The following is a 16,667-nucleotide window of genomic DNA, read 5'->3' on the forward strand; positions in this document are numbered from 1 at the left end:
GCTAGCGCACCGACGCCTTGATCTTGCCCAGCGTCTGCTGCATCCCGTCGGTGAGCTCGGCGTCGAACGACTTCTCGCCGCCGAATGCCAGGTTGATCAGCGTCGACGACACCTTGGTGGTGCCGTTGGGTGCCTCACGACGTTCGGTGAGCTCCACGCCGTCCTCGGTGGGGGTGATGGTGAAGCTCCACACGCTGTTGTTCTCGTTGATCTTGTACGCGATCTCTTTGTTCGGTTCGAACCGGACCACCTTTGCGGTGGTCGGCCAGACCAGCAGACCGCGTTTGTTCACGTTGACAGTCTTGGTGCCGAGAGTGACGGGACCGCCCCCGCGGACCACGACCTTGCGGCATTGCGGGCTCCACTCGCCCATCCGCTTCAGGTCGGACACCACTTTCCACACCTGCTCAGGTGTGGCCTTGATGTGAGTGGACGCTTCGAGCAGTGGGGCAGCCATGGAACTCCTGTCAATGAACGTTGTCACTATCCGATCAGGATCTTGTCATAGTCCGCGATCTGATTCGACAGTGTTCGGAGATGTTCGGACGCGCCGCCGAGGGTGTGTTCGATGGCGAGCAGCCGGCTCACGTAGTGCCCGACCGGGTACTCGGCGGTGATGCCGATGCCGCCATGCATCTGGATGGCCTCCTGCCCGATCTTGCGGGCGGAACGGCAGATCTGCAGTTTGGCCCGCGACGCGACGATCGGGTTGACGTCGCCGTCGGCCAGGGTGACCGTGGCGTAGAGACTCATGCTGCGGGCCTGCTCGAGGAGTACGTACATGTCGGCGGCACGCTGGGTCAGGGTCTGGAACTTCGCCAGTGGTACGCCGAACTGCTTGCGCTGCTTGAGGTATTCGGTGGTGAACCGCAGCGATTCCTCCATGGCGCCGACGGCCTCGGCGCACAGTGCGACCTGCGTGACCACTTCCGAACGCACCAGCGCCGCGGCCACATCACCCTCGGCCAGTCGGGTGGCGGGAGCCTCCTGTAGTTCCACCTGGGCACCACGCCGCATGTCGTGCGTACGGAACGGGGTGCGAGATACGCCGGTCGCGGTGGCGTCCACAAGGAACAGGCCGATCTCGCCTTGCCCTTGGCCCTGGGCGTCGATACGGGCGGTCACCACCAGGACGTCGGCGCAATCGCCGTGCAACGCAGGGTTTTTACGGCCGGTGAGGACGTAGCCGTCTCCCGATGCCGTGGCGGTGGTACTGACAGCAGCGCTCGGCCACCGGTCGCCCGGTTCGGTGTGCGCGAATGCCGCGAGGAGTTCGCCGGAGGCGAGTTGTGGCAGGTACTGGGCACGTTGTTCCGCGCTGCCGGTCTCGGCGATGAGTCCGCCGGGCACGTACACCGCGTCGAGCACGGGCTCTGGAGCAAGACTGCGACCGATCTCGCCGAGTACGGCCGCGACCTCTTCGGGCCCGGCTCCCATGCCACCGTCGTCCTCGCTGAACGGGAGACCGAGAATGCCGATCTCCGCCAACGACTTCCACACGTCCCGGCTCCAGCCGAGGTCGGTGGCGGTGACCTCGCGCAGCTTCTCGATGTCGTAGAACTTGGTCAGGACGTCATGCGCGGTGTCGCGCAGCATCGTCTGTTCCTCGTTGAGTTCAAAATCCATGGTGAAGGCAGTCCTTCGTTAGTTGGTGCCGCGAGCGCTCGACGTCGGCATCAGGGATGAAGTCCGTAGATGGGGAGGTCGTGGTCAGAGGCCGAGGATGGAGGACGCGATGATGGTTCGCTGGACCTCGGACGAGCCGCTGTAGATCGAGACCTTGCGGTGGTTGAGGTACGTCGGAACGGTTTCTTGCGCCCAGTGCGGGGAGCCGATGTCCGCCGCGTCCACAGCCAGTGAGTCGACTCCCGCGAGGTCGGCCAGGATCTCGGTGGACGCCTGTTGCAGCTCGCTACCGCGGAGCTTCAAGACCGAAGAGACCGGATCGGGCTTGCCGTCTGCCGACGATGCCACTACCCGCAACTGCGTCAATTCCAGTGCGAGCAACTCGTTTTCGAGTTCGGCCAGGCGCGCGGCGAACAGGGGGTCCTCCAGCAGGGTGCCGTCGCCGACGGGTGTCTTCGCGGCCAGCTCCTTGGCCAGCGCGAGGCGGTTCTTGGTGATGCCCACCCGGGTGACACCTGTTCGCTCGTTGCCGAGCAGGAACTTCGCGTATCCCCAGCCTGCGTTCTCTTCGCCGACCAGGTTCTCCACCGGCACCCGGACGTTCTCGAAGAAGACCTCGTTCACCTCGAAGCCGCCGTCGACCAGTTGAATCGGCCTGACGGTGATGCCCTCGGTCTTCATGTCGATGAGCAGGAAGCTGATCCCCGCCTGGCGTTTCGGTGCATCGGGGTTGGTGCGCACCAGCGCGAAGATCCAGTCGGCGTACTGGGCCATGGTGGTCCAGGTCTTCTGACCGTTGACCACATAGTGGTCGCCGTCGCGAACCGCACGGGTCTTGAGTGATGCCAGGTCGGATCCCGCCTCCGGCTCGGAGAAACCCTGGCACCACCAGATGTCGAGATTGGCTGTGGCGGGGAGGAAACGCTCTTTGATCTCCTGAGAGCCGAAGTTGGCGATCACCGGGCCGACCATGTCGGTGTTGAACGCGAGGGGTTCGGGCACGGAGGCGAGGTTCATCTCGTTCTGCCAGATGTGTTTCTGCACGGGAGTCCAGTCGCGGCCGCCCCATTCGGAAGGCCACTTCGGCACTGCCAGACCGTGCTCGTTCAGGATCCGCTGAACCGTGATCATGTCGTCGGGGAAGTTCAGCGTGCCCGCGGCGGTCCGCTCGCGGATCTCCTTGGGGATCTCGGTGGTGAAGAAGGTCCGCATTTCCTCGCGGAAGGCAACTTCGTCGTCGCTCAGTTTGAGGTGCATTGTTCCTTGATACTCCCGATCGTGTGCGTGCGTAAGGAACTCCGGCATGGTCCAACGCAATTTTTTCTCGCGGCGCCACAGAGTTTTACTCGTCGGTCAAACAAAGCCGATTCTAGCTGATGAACGGTGTGGTGCCAAGGGCGAAGCGTGAGGACTGGCAGGCGCGGCGGTGACGTAAAATCGCGACCATGGCCAAAGTTCGGCAACGATCGGGTGCTGCGCCGTCCCGTCGCAGCAACGGGAACCGGCCAAGCGACGACCTGCTCCTCGACGCAGCGCGAGATGTGTTCCACGCCAACGGCTATCACGCAACCTCCATGGAGGCCATCGCGCAGCAGGCCGATGCCACCAAGCCGACGCTCTACTCCCACTTCGGCAGCAAGGAGCAGCTCTACCGGGCGTGCCTGGTCCGGGAGGCCGACAAACTTCGCGAGTGGTTGTTCGCGGCGTACGAGTCCGCCTCGGGATTGTCGATGGAGGAGCAGGTCAAGGCTGACATGGTGGCCTTCTTCCGCTACGCGTCAGAGCATCCTGCCGGCTTCGGGCTGCTCTTCGGTGATGTCACCTCCGGGCCCAACGCCGAGATCCGCGACGAACTCGTGCTGAGCATCTCGGGGCAGATCGCCATGCGCATCCGTGCCTACTACACGTTGCGGGCTCTGCCCGCGCCCGAGCAGAGCGCCGAGCTCCTCGCCTCGATGCTGGCCGGCATCGCCATCCACGGCGGCCGGCAGGCCCTCGCCCTCGAGCTCCCACCCCACGAGGTTGGACTCTTTGCCACTGCGCTTGCGCACGCGGGCCTCAAACATCTCGCACCTGTTCACATGGAGAACATCGACCGCACCGCGAGTGGTCTCCACGCGCAGTGACAGCGCACGCACCGATGTGAACGGGTTTGCGGCCCCGCACAGAGTGCGGCTACCTCGGGCCATCGGGGTCAGGCGCCCTGTGCGGAAGCGGTGATTACCGGCTCGTTACAGCGGTGAGACTCCTGCAGCACAGTGTTATTCCCTGGATAACCACCGGGAAACAGGCGACTTCTGTACTGGAACACGTAGCCCACTTCGGCTCTCGCTCATCGGCAATGCGGCCGAGGCGGCATCTATCTTCGCCCTCCAGGAGGACCCGTGTCCGATATCGATCAGTTGATTGCCGAGAATATCAAGAAGTCGTTGGCTGAGATCCCGCATCCGTCGTTGCCGAAGGGCAGCAACATTTATGGGGGGACGAAGTTGTTCCCGGATTATCAGGCTGAGGGTGGGGAGTCGTATTTCACGTTGGTTCATGGGATTGCGCATGAGTCGTCGGTGAGTTTTGTGGCGGTGTTGCAGGCGACGCGGGCGTTGCGGAAGGGGTTTGAGTCGGCGTTGTATTTTTATGGTCCTGGTGCGATCAATTGCCTGGCTACGCGTGGTTTTCCGACGACTGGTGATTCGGGTTTTCCGGGGGAGCAGAACATCAATGATTCGTTGGGGACGTTCATCGGTGAGGGTGGGACGGTGTATTGCTGTCGGTTCGGGTTGGCACTTCATGGTGGTCGTGAGGAGGATTTGATCGAGGGTGTGATTCCGGCTCATCCGCTTGATGTGCAGGATGCGTTGATTCATTACGCCCGTAAGGGTGCCATCATCAACTCCACGTACATGGTCTGAGGGCACTCCGATATGCCTGAATCGGAGACGGAGCGGAGCGGAGCTCGACCGGAGTCACAGACGAAGCGCAGCGGAGCTCGACCGGAATCAGCGTTGTCGGCCCGCGTGGATCTTGCGTTGCTCGGCGTGCGGGGTTCGTTGCCGGTCAGGCGTTCGGCTGGTGCGGGTCCCAGCGACGACGGCCATCTCGTCATCAACGGGATCAACGCAGCGATTCCGCGGAACCCGTTGAGTCCCTATGTCCTTGAGGGTGACCAAATTCTCCTGGATGGTTCGTCCGAAGACCTGGGACTGGATGTGTCGGCCATCGATCGGCCGGCGTTCTACGACCTCCGCACCGGTTCGGGCACGGAGTACGAGAAGATTGCCAAACTACATGGCCGGGACGTCCTGGCGAGCACGGTCATGCAGACCTGCATCCGCTACGACCCGGCGCAGCGGTGTCGCTTCTGCACCATCGAGGAATCGCTGCGTGCGGGAGCCACCGTGGCCGTGAAGAAGCCGGCTGAACTCGCCGAGGTCGCTGAAGCGGCGGTGCGCCTGGACGGGGTGAAGCAGATGGTCATGACCACCGGTACCTCTGCGGCCGGAGACCGTGGTGCCAAGCACCTGGCACGGTGTGTGCGAGCGGTCAAAGCGGTTGTCCCACAACTGCCCATCCAGGTGCAGTGTGAACCTCCGGGCGACCTGGCGACGCTCACGGAACTGCGTGAAGCCGGCGCGGAGTCGATCGGCATCCACATCGAGTCCCTCGACGACGCGGTCCGCGCGCAGTGGATGCCGGGCAAGGCCACGGTGTCCATCGGCGAGTACCGGGCCGCATGGGCCGAGGCGGTGCGGGTGTTCGGCCGTAATCAGGTGTCCACGTACCTCCTCATCGGACTCGGTGAAGATCCCGACGAACTGGTCGACGGCGCACGCGAATTGATCGAGATGGGCGTGTATCCCTTTGTGGTGCCGTTCCGTCCACACCCGGGTTCACTTGCGGTCGATGTGGACTTCGCGCAGGCTCCGCGGGCGGATGTGGTCGAAGCCGTCACCCGGCGGGTTGCCAAGGAACTCACGGCTGCCGGCATGGCAGGTTCGGACCAGAAGGCGGGCTGTGCGGCCTGTGGCGCCTGCAGTGTTCTACAGAATGTGGGTGGTTGACGATGCGTACCGAAGCCAGGGATCTGTCCATTCTCACCGGTCCGCGGCGCGTCACCGCCCCCGGTGGGTTCATCATCCAACCTGCCGACACGGCAGCACAATTGGCGTCGTATCGAGCTTTGCGTCAGGACGCGTTCGTGCGTACACAACAACTCTTCGCCTATACCGATCGCGATGACCTCGACGACGATCCGCGCACGGTGGTGTTGTGTGCGGTGGCCGACGACGGCACAGTACTCGGCGGCGTGCGTCTGGCCCCTGCCACCGGCGAGGACATCGGCTGGTGGACGGGAAGCAGGCTGGTGGTACTTCCCACCGATCAGGCACGCGGGGTGGGGCCTGCGCTGGTACGCGCGGCGTGTGCCTACGCCGAGAATGCAGGCGTCTTGCGGTTCGATGCGGCGGTACAGGTGCGTTACCGCTCGATGTTCGCATCACTCGGGTGGGACCACACCGGGGAGGTGGACGTCGCGGGTACCGCGCATGCGGCAATGCGCTGGCCGATCAACAAGATCGAGCGCCTGGTGGCAGGGACGAAGGCGATGCTCGCCGACGTGCTGGCGCCGTTGTCCGGTCATGCTTCCGGTCTGGGCCCCGCAGGCTTCCGAGGAGATGACGGCAGCCCTGTGCCTGGCACCGACATGATCGCCGCATGCGACGCCATCATCCCGTCGATGGTGGAGCGAGACCCCGAATGGGCCGGCTGGTGCGCAGTTCTCGTGAACCTCAACGATCTGTCGGCGATGGGTGCCACGCCCGTCGGATTGCTCGATGCGGTGGGGGCGCCGACCCGCTCACAACTGACGCGCATCATCCGGGGAATGGCGAAAGCCGCTGAGGCGTGGAATGTCCCGGTACTCGGTGGTCACACACAGTCAGGGGTGCCGGCGTCATTGTCGGTGACCGCTCTGGGCCGGACCGGCTCGCCGGTGCCGGCCGGCGGCGGCAGGGTGGGACACACCCTGCGTCTCACCACCGATGTGGGTGGCGGATGGCGCCGCGGTTACGCAGGGCAACAATGGGATTCGACGTCCTTTCGTCGGCCGGACGAACTCGAGCGGATGGGCACCTTCGTCCGGCGAGCCGCGCCGGCCGCGGCCAAGGACGTCAGTATGGCGGGTCTGGTCGGCACCACGGGAATGCTCGCCGAGGCCAGCGGCACAGGAGCGATTCTCGACGTCGCCGCCATACCGCGGCCGGCAGGTGTCACGGTGGGGGAATGGGTCACCGCGTTCCCCGGCTTCGCGATGATCACCGCCGATGATCCGGGACGGACTATACCCGATGCCGGACCGGCAATCTCGGCGACGTGTGGTCGGTTGACCGACACCCCAGGTGTCGGTTTGCGCTGGCCGGACGGTGCCGTCACGAGCGCCGTGCACAGCACTGTGACCGGGTTGGGAGAAGCATGAGTCAGAGTACAAACCACCGACACATCGAGCCGAGGTCCTGACCCATGCCTGAGATGAGCTTCACCGTGCGCTGGCCGAACGGAACCGAACAGCAGTGCTATTCGCCCTCTTTGGTGATGCACGACCACCTCGAGGTGGGTGGGCGTTACCCCGTACCGGAGTTCGTCAGCCTCACCACACGTGCCCTCACCGAGGCGAGTGACCGGGTACGTGCGAAGTTCGGGTTCGCATGCACGTCGGCGGCCGCGCAGATGTCGGAGATCCGAGCGGTGTCGCGCCGCATGCCCGAAGGTGCTGTCGAGGTGCTCGCGATGACCGGTGCTGATCTCATCGAACCCAAGAGCACCGGCCGATGACTTCGGCGAGCATCCCGCCCACACCTGCCGCGGTTCACTAGTCTTCTCCCATGCCACCCATTCGTGTTGCCGCACTGGCAGCCCACTTCGGTCGGGACGTCGAACGCGCGGTGAGCAAGATCGTCGGCATCATCGAAGCGGCCTCTCGAGACAACGTGGATCTGCTTGTGCTGCCCGACGCGTCACTCGGCGGCTACATCGGTGATCTCCGGGCACCGGATGTGGATCACCTCCCTCCTGCGGTGGCCATCGACGGACCGGAGATGGCTCGAATCGCTGAGGCCGCGGGACCGATGACGGTATGCGTCGGATACACCGAAGACGTTGACGGCCAACGCTACAACGCGGCCGCGTGCCTGTCCGGCGACGGCGTACTCGGTGTGCACCGCAAAGTTCATCAGCCTGCAGGCGAGTCGCTGGCGTACTCCGCAGGCGATCACTTCGGGGGGTTCGACACTCCCGTCGGCCGGATCGGGATGCTGATCGACTACGACAAGACGTTTCCCGAGGCCGCGCGCACCTTGGCGCTCGACGGTGCCCGGATCATCGCCGCGCTGTCGGCCTGGCCCGCCAGCGTGACCGACCGTGCGTCACGGCTTCCCAACGACCGGCAGTCTCGTCTGTTCGACCTGTACGACGCAGCGCGCGCCGCCGAGAATCAAGTGGTGCTGGTCTCGTCGAATCAAACGGGAGTGATGGGCAAGTTGCGGTTCCTCGGTCAGGCGAAGGTTGTCGGCCCCGGCGGGGAAGTGCTCGCCAAGACGTGGGCGAAAGGCGGAATGGCGGTGTGCGACATCGACATCGATGCGGAGGTCGACCGGGCGCGCCGTGTGCTTCATCATCTCCGAGAACGTCGGGTGGACACCTACTGGCGGGACGAGTCGTGACGTCGGCATGGGCCGGCGAGCGACCGCCGAGAATCTCCCTCGTGACCTACTCGACCAAGCCTCGCGGTGGTGTTGTGCACACCCTCAATCTCGCGGAGGCACTGGCGCATGCGGGTGCGGAGGTAACGGTCTGGTCATTGGCCAGGGGTGGCGATCCAGGGTTCTTCCGACCGGTGGATCCGGCTGTCACGGTGCGTCTGGCCCGCTTCACCGATCGCGACGGCGACACCGTCACCGACCGGATCGTGCGGTCGATCGAGGTGCTGCGGACCGAATTCGACCGTGACGCAGCCGATATCGTGCACGCGCAGGACTGTATCAGCGCGAATGCGGTCGGTCGGTGTATCCGTACCATTCACCATCTCGACCAGTTCACCACCCCGGTTCTCGCGGCATGCCACGAAAAGGCGATCGTCGAACCCTATGCGCGGATCTGTGTGTCGGCAGCGGTCGCACGGGAGGTTCACGAAGGTTGGGGTTACCAGCCGGTTGTCATCCCGAACGGGGTTCAGTCCGCCCGGTTCGCGGCGGCCGCAGGTGACTCGTCCGAAGCCGTGGCCGGGCGCGCCCGCTGGCGATCGCGGCTGGGCCGGTACGTGCTCGCGGTCGGGGGCATCGAGCCGCGCAAGGGCAGCATCGACCTGCTCGACGCCCATGCGCTGATGGTTCGCGAGCACCCCGATCTGAAACTCGTGTTCGCCGGGGGAGAGACCCTGTTCGACTACCGGGGTTACCGCGAGGAGTTCGACCAGCGGATGGCGGACCTGGGTATCTCACCGATCGTGCTCGGCCCTGTCGACGATAACGAGTTGCCCGCACTGGTGGCCGAGGCGTCGGTCTTCGCCTTCCCATCCACCAAGGAAGGGTTCGGGCTGGCGGCGATGGAAGCGCTCGCGGCCGGGACCCCGGTGGTCACACGCGACCTACCCGTGCTCCACGAAGTGTTCGGCGACACGGTTCGCTACGCCGCCACCCCTGCCGATCTGGCATCGGAGCTGAGCGCCGCGCTCACACCCGACCGGAGCCGGCTGGCCCGTGGCCGCACCCTTGCGGACGGCTTGACCTGGGCGCATGCGGCCAGACAACACCTCGAGTTCTATCGGCAACACGGCTGACCGTCGACCACGCCGGGCCGTTCTGCGGGGATCGGTGCCGGCCCGGGTCAGTGCCCGCCGAAGGAGAACCGGCGTCGTCGGCGACTCTTCGGTGATTCGGGAACGGTCATGGATTGGAAGTAGTCGACCATCGCGACCAGTGCCCGGCGTTCCTCGGCGTCGTTGTGGGTAGGCCCTTCGCCGACAGTGATCGCGACCGGCGTGCCGCGGTGGATGTCGAGCTCGTCCCAGCACAGGGCCAGACAATTCGCATTCACCCGGCGGCGATCGACCACCAGCATGATCTTGGTGTCGAACTCCGAGGTCTTCCAGGAGATCTTCTCAGCAGCGTCGAATGTCAGCGTTCCGGCTGATTCGAAGTCCTGTAGATACATCGGGCACTTTCCGTGGCTGGCAGTTACCCCATCGAGGGTAACCACCGGCGGTCACAGTGTCCGGGAAAAGTAGACCCTCTCGAACCCGTCCACGGTGGCGCGGTGGGTCTCCCGGAAACCCCGCCGCGGGTAGTACTGCAGGTTCTCGGTCATTGCCACGTTCGTGTGGAGCCGCAATTCACCGAGTCCACACGAGTGCGCGTGGTCGGCGGCGAACTCCAGCAGCTGTGAACCCACACCCAGTCCGCGAGCCGATGGGGAGACGGCGAGATTGTCGAGCAACAGGTGGTCGTCTTTCGCCGTCAACGCGATGGTGCCCACGGCATCGCCGTCACGGTCGGCCACCCACACCGAGCCGAGTCCGATCAATGACGTGTAGTCGGTCGACATCGGCCCGGGTCGTGCACCGATCCGCTCGATGTAGGGCTCGAACGACACCGCGATCAACTGCGTCAGCGCGTCGGCATCGTCGGGCCGGGCCGGACGGATCATCGTCATGAGAACAGTGTGCCAACACCGGAGGGGCCGGAAAAGCAGTTGCGTCGCTCGCCTACATCCCGCACACTCGATCACGTTCTGTTCCCGGCAGTGAGGAATGCAGTGAAGACAGTCGACGGCCCCGCGTCCTAGCGCGCCGACCTGTCTCGACCGCTGCTATCACGCGGTCATCGAGTTGGTGCGTCTTCCACCACTCACCCTTGGGAGCCACATGCGCCCGAACACCGAATCAGCTGTTGTCCTACGTGAGATCTCTTTCGACTGGCCCGACGGCACGCCCGCCCTGTCCGACGTCACGGCGACCTTCGGGCATGGCCGCACCGGACTCATCGGTGCCAACGGCAGCGGTAAGTCGACGTTGCTCGGGCTCATCGCCGGGCAGATGATACCCACGTCGGGATCGATCGACGTGGTCGGCGAAACCTCTTATCTGCCACAGACTCTGACACTGCAGGTGCACAGTACGGTCGCCGATCTGCTGGGCATCGGTGCCCGGGTCGATGCACTCAGGGCGATCGAGGCCGGAGACACCTCCCCTGAACTCTTCGACGTCGTGGGAGATGCCTGGGACATCGACACCCGTGCCGAACATGCGCTGCGCCAAGCGGGCCTGCAAGGCATCGAACTGGGCCGCGAGGTGGGCACGTTGTCGGGCGGTGAGTCGATGCTCGTTGCCATCGCCGGTCTGTGGTTGGCGGCTGCACCCATCACTTTGTTGGACGAGCCGACCAACAACCTCGACCGTGATGCCCGCCAGCGTTTGTACGACATGGTGCGCGCCTGGCCCGGCACGTTGTTGGTGGTCTCGCACGACCCGGCGCTGCTCGAGCTGATGGACACCACCGCTGAGTTGCGGGAGAACCGGATCACCCTGTTCGGCGGACCGCTCAGTGAGTACCGCGAATACGTCAGACATCGACAGGAGGCGGCCCATCGGGATCTGCGGGTGGCCGAACAGAAACTGAAAACCGAACAGCGACAACGGGTCGAGGCCGAAACCAAACTCGCCCGCCGGGCCCGGTCCGGTCGGAAAGACGCCGCGGACGGGAATCTGCCGAAGATACTGTTGGGCAAACGCAAACGCGCTGCCGAGAACACCGCCGGCCGGGTTCGGACACAGGCCGCCGACAAGGTGCGCGAAGCCCGCGAGGCCATTGACGCGGCGAATGAGTCCATCCGCGATGATCGCCATATCCGTATCGAACTGCCTGATCCGGATGTGCCCGCCGGCCGGCGCCTGGCCGAGATCCGTTCGGCTACAGAGACTATCGTCATCCAAGGTCCTGAACGTGTGGCCATCACCGGGCCCAACGGAGCGGGCAAGACAACGCTGCTGCGGACGTTGTGGGGAGTCGAGCCGGCCGTCGGCGATGCGCACATGGTGGCTCACACGGATCGGATCGGTTATCTGGCGCAGCGTTTGGACGACCTCGATCCGTCCGAGAGCGTCCTCGACACAGTCAGCGCTGCCGTCCCGGGCGTCGATCCGGAAACGATCCGCGGCCGCCTCGCCCAATTCCTCCTCCGCGGGGATGCGGTGGAACGGCTGATCGGCGACCTGTCCGGAGGCGAGCGCTTCCGGGTTGCCCTGGCGCGATTGCTCCTTGCGTCACCACCCATTCAACTGCTGGTGATGGACGAGCCGACCAACAATCTCGACATGGACAGCGTCGACCAGCTCGTCGAGGCGTTGTCGGGCTTTCGCGGAGGATTGGTCGTGGTCAGTCACGATGAAGACTTCTTGTCCCGGCTCGGGGTCACCCGGTCGTTGTCGTTGCGATCGGGTGACGTCATCGCGGTGGGGGTGTGACCGGTCTTGGGCACGACGCCAACGGGGTGTGGATCAGGCGAGCCACTGCCGGTACGCCCGAGATCAGCTCCGCGGCACCGGTTTGAGACTCACGGCGAGACGTTCAGGATCGACCACATCGGGAACCCACTCGGTTCCTTCGTAGTCAAAGACGATGTCGATCGTGGCGGTTCCGCGATCGATTCTCACCAGACACTTCTTCCAGGGCAATGCGTCAGGCAGGCGCATGGCCTGTTGCAGCTTGTGTGCGGTCGCCAACGGTTCTATGCCGTCGGGGCTCGCGGCTTCCCAGTCCCCGGCCGTATACACGTAGCCGAACATCTGCTTGCGGCGATCGAGGTTGATTACAAGCGCAAGCTGATCCCACTGTTCGGATCGGTAGAACTGATCACCCACGATGTCGTTTCCCAGTTGATGGACGAGGGCGTCGGCGGCTTCGGAACCGAGAGATCGGGCCATGCCGGCAGACTGCACCCTGGCAGAGGCATTTTCAACACGTAGGTGGGGGAGTCCCCGAGTTTCGCCTGCCGTGCCCGAATCGCGGAACCTGTGGCGCGAGCAAGCCCGGATCGGGTCGAAGTTGTCGCGCTAGGTCTGCTGGCCTGTGTGTGTCTGAGGTCAGGTTTCGCCGCCACTCCGTTGCCGTCGCGGTCGAGTTCGGCTGTAGCCAGGCTCGCCGGCATAGTTTGGTGCAGTCCACCCGGTCCGCATCGCGGCGTAGCCGGCTACGACACCGACGGTGCCTGCACGGTGGGGGCAAGCGTCTCGGCGGGGAGATTGCCCTGGTACGCACCCGCCGCGTCATCGGGGGTTACCTCTGCCGGCGCGACAGGCTCCGGGCTAGGGGAGGGAAGCGTATCGGAGGTGGGTGGGCGAGGGGCATTGGCCACGCCGCCACCGCGGCCGATAGTGGGTGAGTTGGCCCCGCACAACGCGAGAACGTCTGTGATCGCGTCCTTTTCGGGTTGGGTCACCCACAGCCTGTAGGAGGCTTTGACCTCGACCTGGCGGGACACATACGCGCAGTGGTAGGCATCGCTCGGCGGCAACCAGGTCGCCGCGTCCCCGTCGCCCTTTTGCTTGGTTAGCGGACCGTCGGTGGCCTGGAGATTGCGGGGATCGTTCGCGAAATCGGCACGCTGCGTTGGGGAGAGCTGCTGGGCACCTTTCTGCCAGGCATCCGACAACGCGACCACGTGATCGATCTGGACCGCGCTTGACGTGTCTTGCCCGCGCACGAAACCGATGGTGGTTGCGGTGTACGGGTCGATCAGGGTGCCGGTCTGTACCGTGCACCCTCGAGAGCCGGCCTTGAGCACGAGGTCGGTCAGATCGCGGCGCAGGATGTCGTTGCGGGTGTCGCAGCCATTGCGCCCACCATCCACAGTCACATCATCAGTCCATGCGGCACCGAACTTGGCCTGGTCGTACCCAGTCTTCGGAGCACGGCCCTTGACCGGCAGCGTGTTGAGGGTGGCCAGTATCTCGTTCGCATCTGGGGTTGTCGACACCGGCGCAGGCTCGGGCAGCAACGTTTGGCCAACAGACGTCGGCGTCGACGTGTCTGCCACCTGTGCGGGCGTCTCTTCCGTCGGCGAGCTGCACGAGACCAGCACGGCAGCGAGCACGCCGATCGCGGCAACACCCACGATCGACGACCGACGAACGGGGGTCGACGAGGGCGGGGGAGACGTCAGATCAACACAGTCAGACACCACAGAAACCTTTCGGGACACTAACAAAATTGCATAGCTCCCAATACGTTTGGCGAGCGTGCCGGGTGCAAACTAGGTATAGCACCCGCAGCCGAGGCCGTGACACGTTCCGTCAGCAACCCTTGCGCGCGCCCGGTGTGTCCGTCGTTGACGCTCGCGGGTGGAAAGGGAGAAGGCTCGGCGAAGGAGGCGAACATGCACACCGACCGCAACCCACCCCGCAGCTGCCCGGACGGGCACCCTTGGGCCCGAACAAGCCCAAATGTTGTGCAACTGGGCCAAGGTGAGCGAAAAGTCGGGGCCGACCTCTCCAGATTCATCACGCATGGCTTCCTGCAACTCGAACAGATGCCGGTGCCGTCCTGAGTCTCCGTCGACGATGTAGTCCATACGGCCGCACGCAGCGTGATCTCACCGGCCACAGCGTACCCAGTGATATTACGAATTAGCTTGTGCTTCAGAGTGTTACGCGGCAAATGAACACTTTAGTGACTGTAGTTCGTCGACCCCGCTGCCGCTTAGTTCCTGGGGGGCGTGCAGTGTGCTGGTGTTGTGGGTGGGGTGGTGATTGCGGTGAGTGCGCAGCCGATGAGGCACTTGACAATGCGGCGTGCGGTGGTGGACGTGCTGGCGGTGATCACACTGCGGCCGATGGCTGTGACGAACGGCATGGAGGGGCCTTTCTCGGGACTCAGGGCGTGTCTTGTTCCCCGGTCTGGCAGAGCGTTTGGGTAGTACGCCCTGCCAGACCCGGGTCGCGGTCAGGTTGCGCTTGTGGCGGCGTCGGCAGGGGCTGCGCCGGCGTTGGGTTTCGGTGTGCGGATGGTGACGAGTGCTAGGGCTGCACCAGCTAGTGCGATAGCGGCTGCGCCGAGGAATGCTGCGGAAAAGCCGTCGGTGAGTGCTGCCTTGTTGCCGAGTTGGTCAGCTCCGTACGCGGCGGCGACTGCGGTCATTGCGGCGAGTCCCAGTGCGGAACCGACCTGATAGCTGGTGTTGACGATGCCGGAGGCCAGGCCGCCTTCTTCGGGTCGTGCTGCGGAGATGGCCGTACTCAGCGAGGGGATGAACGCAAGGGACATGCCGAGCGCGGCGGCCAGCGATGCGGGCAGGACGTCGATCCAGTAATTGCCGTCGGGGCGTGCGAGTGAGAGCCAGCCCAGACCCAGCGCCAGTATCAGCAGCCCGACCACGATCGGCACTTTGGGTCCCATCGTGCCGATGACTCTGGGCGCGAGAACGATCATGCCCAGCATGATGAGGCCGGTCATGGGCAGCAGTGCTGCTCCGGATGGGAAGGCGTTGTAGCCGAGCACTTGCTGCAGATAGAGGTTGAGGAAGAACCACATCGGGATCCACGCGGCGCCGAGTAGTAACTGGGCGAGGTTGGCCGCCCCCAGATTGGGGGTTCGGAAGATCGATAGTCGCATGAGTGGGTCACGCGTTTTGGCTTGGGAGACGAAGAAGGCGATCAGGAGCAGGGCGGCAATACCGAGGGCCACCCATGTTTCGCTTGAGTTCCAGCCGGACTCAGGGGCGCGAACGATGCCATAGACCGCAGCCGCCAGACCGAGGGTCACTGTGAGCGCACCGAACAGATCGATCGATCCGCCCCCGCCCATGGCGCCGCTGGGCATCAGGGCCCGAGTGGCCAGGAGTGCGATGACCGCGATGGGGATGTTGATGTAAAAGACCCAGGGCCATGAGGCGTATTCGGTGAGTACGCCACCTAGAAATACGCCAGCAGTTCCGCCGGCGGGAGCGGCGGCGCCATAGAGTGCCAACGCTTTGGTGAGTTCTTTCGGGTTGGACCCGAACAGCATCATCAGCAGGGTCAGTGCTGATGGTGCGATGAGAGCTGCGCCCATGCCCTGGACGACGCGGCCGGTGAGCTCGACACCGACGTTGCCGGCAATGCCGGCGACGAAAGAACCCACCAACAGAATGACCCAGCCGGTGGCGAACATACGTCGAGCACCGAACAAGTCGGACAGTCTCCCGCCGAGCAGCAGCAACCCGCCGAAAGCGACGACGTAGGCGTTGAAGACCCACGACAGGTTGTGCTGGGTAAAGCCGAGGTTGGCCTGCATTTCAGGTAGCGCGACTCCGATGATGGAGGTGTCCATGATGACCATGAACTGCGCGGTGGCAATCAGTGCGAGTGCCCACCACCGGGCGTTGCCCGCAGATGGTGCGGTTGGCGATGACATTTGTACTCCGTACTAGTAGGGGGTATACGACCGTGGCCTGACCGGGATCCTTGGTAGCGCAGGAATGCTGACCCGTTCAGAGTCCATACCCTATAGGGGTATGGTGTACTCTACAACAGGTACCCCATGGGGGTACCGATTGCAGCCACTCGGGCCGGCAGCTGAGGACCGAACATGACAGAGGGACAACAGATATGAACGACCAAGACCAATACCAGGACAGCGAGCGCGGGTATCTGCACGGCAAGGACGACTACCTCAAGCGCTTGCGCCGCATCGAGGGTCAAGCCAGGGGAGTCCACCGGATGGTGGAGGAGGAGCAGTACTGCATTGACGTCCTCACGCAGATCGCCGCACTGACCAAGGCCCTGCAGTCGGTATCACTCGGTTTACTAGATGAGCACCTGGCTCACTGTTTCGTTCGGGCGGCGGCTGTTGGCGGACCGGACGCCGGGCACAAGCTCAGAGAAGCCTCGGATGCGATCGCCCGACTCGTCAAATCTTGACTCGCGCAATATCATTCGTACCACCCATTCGGAGAACGTCACCATGAACACCTCCACCTCCACCTCCGCCGTTGCCGGCCTCAAACGCAGATAAGCAGGA

General features: G+C 64.2%; 17 protein-coding genes. 9 read left to right on the plus strand and 8 right to left on the minus strand.

All coding sequences use genetic code 11. From position 1 onward, the window contains the following. Position 1: 1 nt before the first annotated feature. The 3 genes from WIMU1_RS04010 to WIMU1_RS04020 form a co-directional block, all read right to left on the minus strand. Positions 2 to 457, minus strand: coding sequence for an SRPBCC family protein (locus WIMU1_RS04010; RefSeq protein WP_023957098.1), 456 nt, complete (start codon positions 455 to 457; stop codon positions 2 to 4). 26 nt (positions 458 to 483) lie between these two features. Beyond that, complete coding sequence (locus WIMU1_RS04015; RefSeq protein ID WP_062795207.1) at positions 484 to 1,626, minus strand: acyl-CoA dehydrogenase family protein; 1,143 nt, start codon at positions 1,624 to 1,626, stop codon at positions 484 to 486. Positions 1,627 to 1,710: 84 nt separating this feature from the next. After that, on the minus strand, positions 1,711 to 2,883 hold the full coding sequence (locus WIMU1_RS04020) for an acyl-CoA dehydrogenase family protein (RefSeq protein ID WP_030169363.1): 1,173 nt from the start codon (positions 2,881 to 2,883) through the stop codon (positions 1,711 to 1,713). 188 nt (positions 2,884 to 3,071) lie between these two features. Here WIMU1_RS04020 and WIMU1_RS04025 point away from each other — a divergent pair, with 188 nt between their 5' ends. The 7 genes from WIMU1_RS04025 to WIMU1_RS04055 all read left to right on the plus strand — a co-directional run bounded on the left by WIMU1_RS04025 (position 3,072) and on the right by WIMU1_RS04055 (position 9,454). Further along, entirely contained in the window at positions 3,072 to 3,752 is a 681-nt protein-coding gene (locus tag WIMU1_RS04025; RefSeq protein ID WP_062795208.1) for a TetR/AcrR family transcriptional regulator, read from the plus strand. A 258-nt stretch (positions 3,753 to 4,010) separates the two neighbouring features. Continuing rightward, entirely contained in the window at positions 4,011 to 4,535 is a 525-nt protein-coding gene (locus WIMU1_RS04030) for an MSMEG_0572/Sll0783 family nitrogen starvation response protein (protein ID WP_062795209.1), read from the plus strand. 93 nt (positions 4,536 to 4,628) lie between these two features. Continuing rightward, positions 4,629 to 5,684 carry an MSMEG_0568 family radical SAM protein gene (locus WIMU1_RS04035; RefSeq protein ID WP_062795825.1) on the plus strand — a complete coding sequence of 352 codons (1,056 nt, stop codon included), beginning with the start codon at positions 4,629 to 4,631 and terminating at the stop codon, positions 5,682 to 5,684. A gap of 2 nt (positions 5,685 to 5,686) precedes the next feature. Further along, on the plus strand, positions 5,687 to 7,096 hold the full coding sequence (locus WIMU1_RS04040) for an MSMEG_0567/sll0787 family protein (RefSeq protein ID WP_062795210.1): 1,410 nt from the start codon (positions 5,687 to 5,689) through the stop codon (positions 7,094 to 7,096). A 44-nt stretch (positions 7,097 to 7,140) separates the two neighbouring features. Beyond that, on the plus strand, positions 7,141 to 7,452 hold the full coding sequence (locus WIMU1_RS04045) for an MSMEG_0570 family nitrogen starvation response protein (RefSeq protein WP_062795211.1): 312 nt from the start codon (positions 7,141 to 7,143) through the stop codon (positions 7,450 to 7,452). A gap of 50 nt (positions 7,453 to 7,502) precedes the next feature. Next, on the plus strand, positions 7,503 to 8,339 hold the full coding sequence (locus tag WIMU1_RS04050) for a carbon-nitrogen hydrolase family protein (protein WP_062795212.1): 837 nt from the start codon (positions 7,503 to 7,505) through the stop codon (positions 8,337 to 8,339). Between the two features lie 41 nt (positions 8,340 to 8,380). Then, positions 8,381 to 9,454 (plus strand): MSMEG_0565 family glycosyltransferase, encoded by a 1,074-nt coding sequence (locus WIMU1_RS04055; RefSeq protein ID WP_245969126.1) that lies wholly within the window; start codon positions 8,381 to 8,383, stop codon positions 9,452 to 9,454. A 47-nt stretch (positions 9,455 to 9,501) separates the two neighbouring features. On the opposite strand, the gene WIMU1_RS04060 is transcribed toward WIMU1_RS04055, so the two are convergent. Both WIMU1_RS04060 and WIMU1_RS04065 read right to left on the minus strand, forming a co-directional pair. Next, positions 9,502 to 9,828, minus strand: coding sequence for an HPr family phosphocarrier protein (locus WIMU1_RS04060; RefSeq protein WP_062795214.1), 327 nt, complete (start codon positions 9,826 to 9,828; stop codon positions 9,502 to 9,504). Between the two features lie 51 nt (positions 9,829 to 9,879). Beyond that, entirely contained in the window at positions 9,880 to 10,326 is a 447-nt protein-coding gene (locus WIMU1_RS04065) for a GNAT family N-acetyltransferase (protein ID WP_211339031.1), read from the minus strand. A gap of 211 nt (positions 10,327 to 10,537) precedes the next feature. Here WIMU1_RS04065 and WIMU1_RS04070 point away from each other — a divergent pair, with 211 nt between their 5' ends. Then, positions 10,538 to 12,136, plus strand: coding sequence for an ABC-F family ATP-binding cassette domain-containing protein (locus tag WIMU1_RS04070; RefSeq protein WP_062795216.1), 1,599 nt, complete (start codon positions 10,538 to 10,540; stop codon positions 12,134 to 12,136). A 63-nt stretch (positions 12,137 to 12,199) separates the two neighbouring features. Here the strand turns inward: WIMU1_RS04070 and WIMU1_RS04075 are convergent, their stop codons facing one another. The 3 genes from WIMU1_RS04075 to WIMU1_RS04085 all read right to left on the minus strand — a co-directional run bounded on the left by WIMU1_RS04075 (position 12,200) and on the right by WIMU1_RS04085 (position 16,061). Then, positions 12,200 to 12,595 (minus strand): hypothetical protein, encoded by a 396-nt coding sequence (locus tag WIMU1_RS04075; RefSeq protein WP_133248744.1) that lies wholly within the window; start codon positions 12,593 to 12,595, stop codon positions 12,200 to 12,202. Between the two features lie 266 nt (positions 12,596 to 12,861). Next, on the minus strand, positions 12,862 to 13,851 hold the full coding sequence (locus tag WIMU1_RS04080; protein WP_342767047.1) for an HNH endonuclease family protein: 990 nt from the start codon (positions 13,849 to 13,851) through the stop codon (positions 12,862 to 12,864). 761 nt (positions 13,852 to 14,612) lie between these two features. Next, positions 14,613 to 16,061: an MFS transporter gene (locus tag WIMU1_RS04085; RefSeq protein ID WP_062795218.1), complete on the minus strand. Its 1,449-nt coding sequence runs from the start codon at positions 16,059 to 16,061 to the stop codon at positions 14,613 to 14,615. Positions 16,062 to 16,255: 194 nt separating this feature from the next. On the opposite strand from WIMU1_RS04085, the gene WIMU1_RS04090 reads away from it, so the two are divergent. Further along, on the plus strand, positions 16,256 to 16,567 hold the full coding sequence (locus WIMU1_RS04090) for a metal-sensitive transcriptional regulator (RefSeq protein ID WP_062795219.1): 312 nt from the start codon (positions 16,256 to 16,258) through the stop codon (positions 16,565 to 16,567). The last annotated feature ends 100 nt before the right edge of the window (positions 16,568 to 16,667 follow it).

This window comes from Williamsia muralis NBRC 105860, assembly GCF_001598915.1.
GTDB lineage: Bacteria > Actinomycetota > Actinomycetes > Mycobacteriales > Mycobacteriaceae > Williamsia > Williamsia muralis.

Coding starts and splice junctions, on each gene's coding strand:
- WIMU1_RS04010 (WP_023957098.1), bottom strand. CDS start 457: ATGGCTGCCCCACTGCTCGAAGCGTCCACTCACATCAAGGCCACACCT.
- WIMU1_RS04015 (WP_062795207.1), bottom strand. CDS start 1,626: ATGGATTTTGAACTCAACGAGGAACAGACGATGCTGCGCGACACCGCG.
- WIMU1_RS04020 (WP_030169363.1), bottom strand. CDS start 2,883: ATGCACCTCAAACTGAGCGACGACGAAGTTGCCTTCCGCGAGGAAATG.
- WIMU1_RS04025 (WP_062795208.1), top strand. CDS start 3,072: ATGGCCAAAGTTCGGCAACGATCGGGTGCTGCGCCGTCCCGTCGCAGC.
- WIMU1_RS04040 (WP_062795210.1), top strand. CDS start 5,687: ATGCGTACCGAAGCCAGGGATCTGTCCATTCTCACCGGTCCGCGGCGC.
- WIMU1_RS04045 (WP_062795211.1), top strand. CDS start 7,141: ATGCCTGAGATGAGCTTCACCGTGCGCTGGCCGAACGGAACCGAACAG.
- WIMU1_RS04050 (WP_062795212.1), top strand. CDS start 7,503: ATGCCACCCATTCGTGTTGCCGCACTGGCAGCCCACTTCGGTCGGGAC.
- WIMU1_RS04060 (WP_062795214.1), bottom strand. CDS start 9,828: ATGTATCTACAGGACTTCGAATCAGCCGGAACGCTGACATTCGACGCT.
- WIMU1_RS04065 (WP_211339031.1), bottom strand. CDS start 10,326: ATGACGATGATCCGTCCGGCCCGGCCCGACGATGCCGACGCGCTGACG.
- WIMU1_RS04070 (WP_062795216.1), top strand. CDS start 10,538: ATGCGCCCGAACACCGAATCAGCTGTTGTCCTACGTGAGATCTCTTTC.
- WIMU1_RS04075 (WP_133248744.1), bottom strand. CDS start 12,595: ATGGCCCGATCTCTCGGTTCCGAAGCCGCCGACGCCCTCGTCCATCAA.
- WIMU1_RS04085 (WP_062795218.1), bottom strand. CDS start 16,061: ATGTCATCGCCAACCGCACCATCTGCGGGCAACGCCCGGTGGTGGGCA.
- WIMU1_RS04090 (WP_062795219.1), top strand. CDS start 16,256: ATGAACGACCAAGACCAATACCAGGACAGCGAGCGCGGGTATCTGCAC.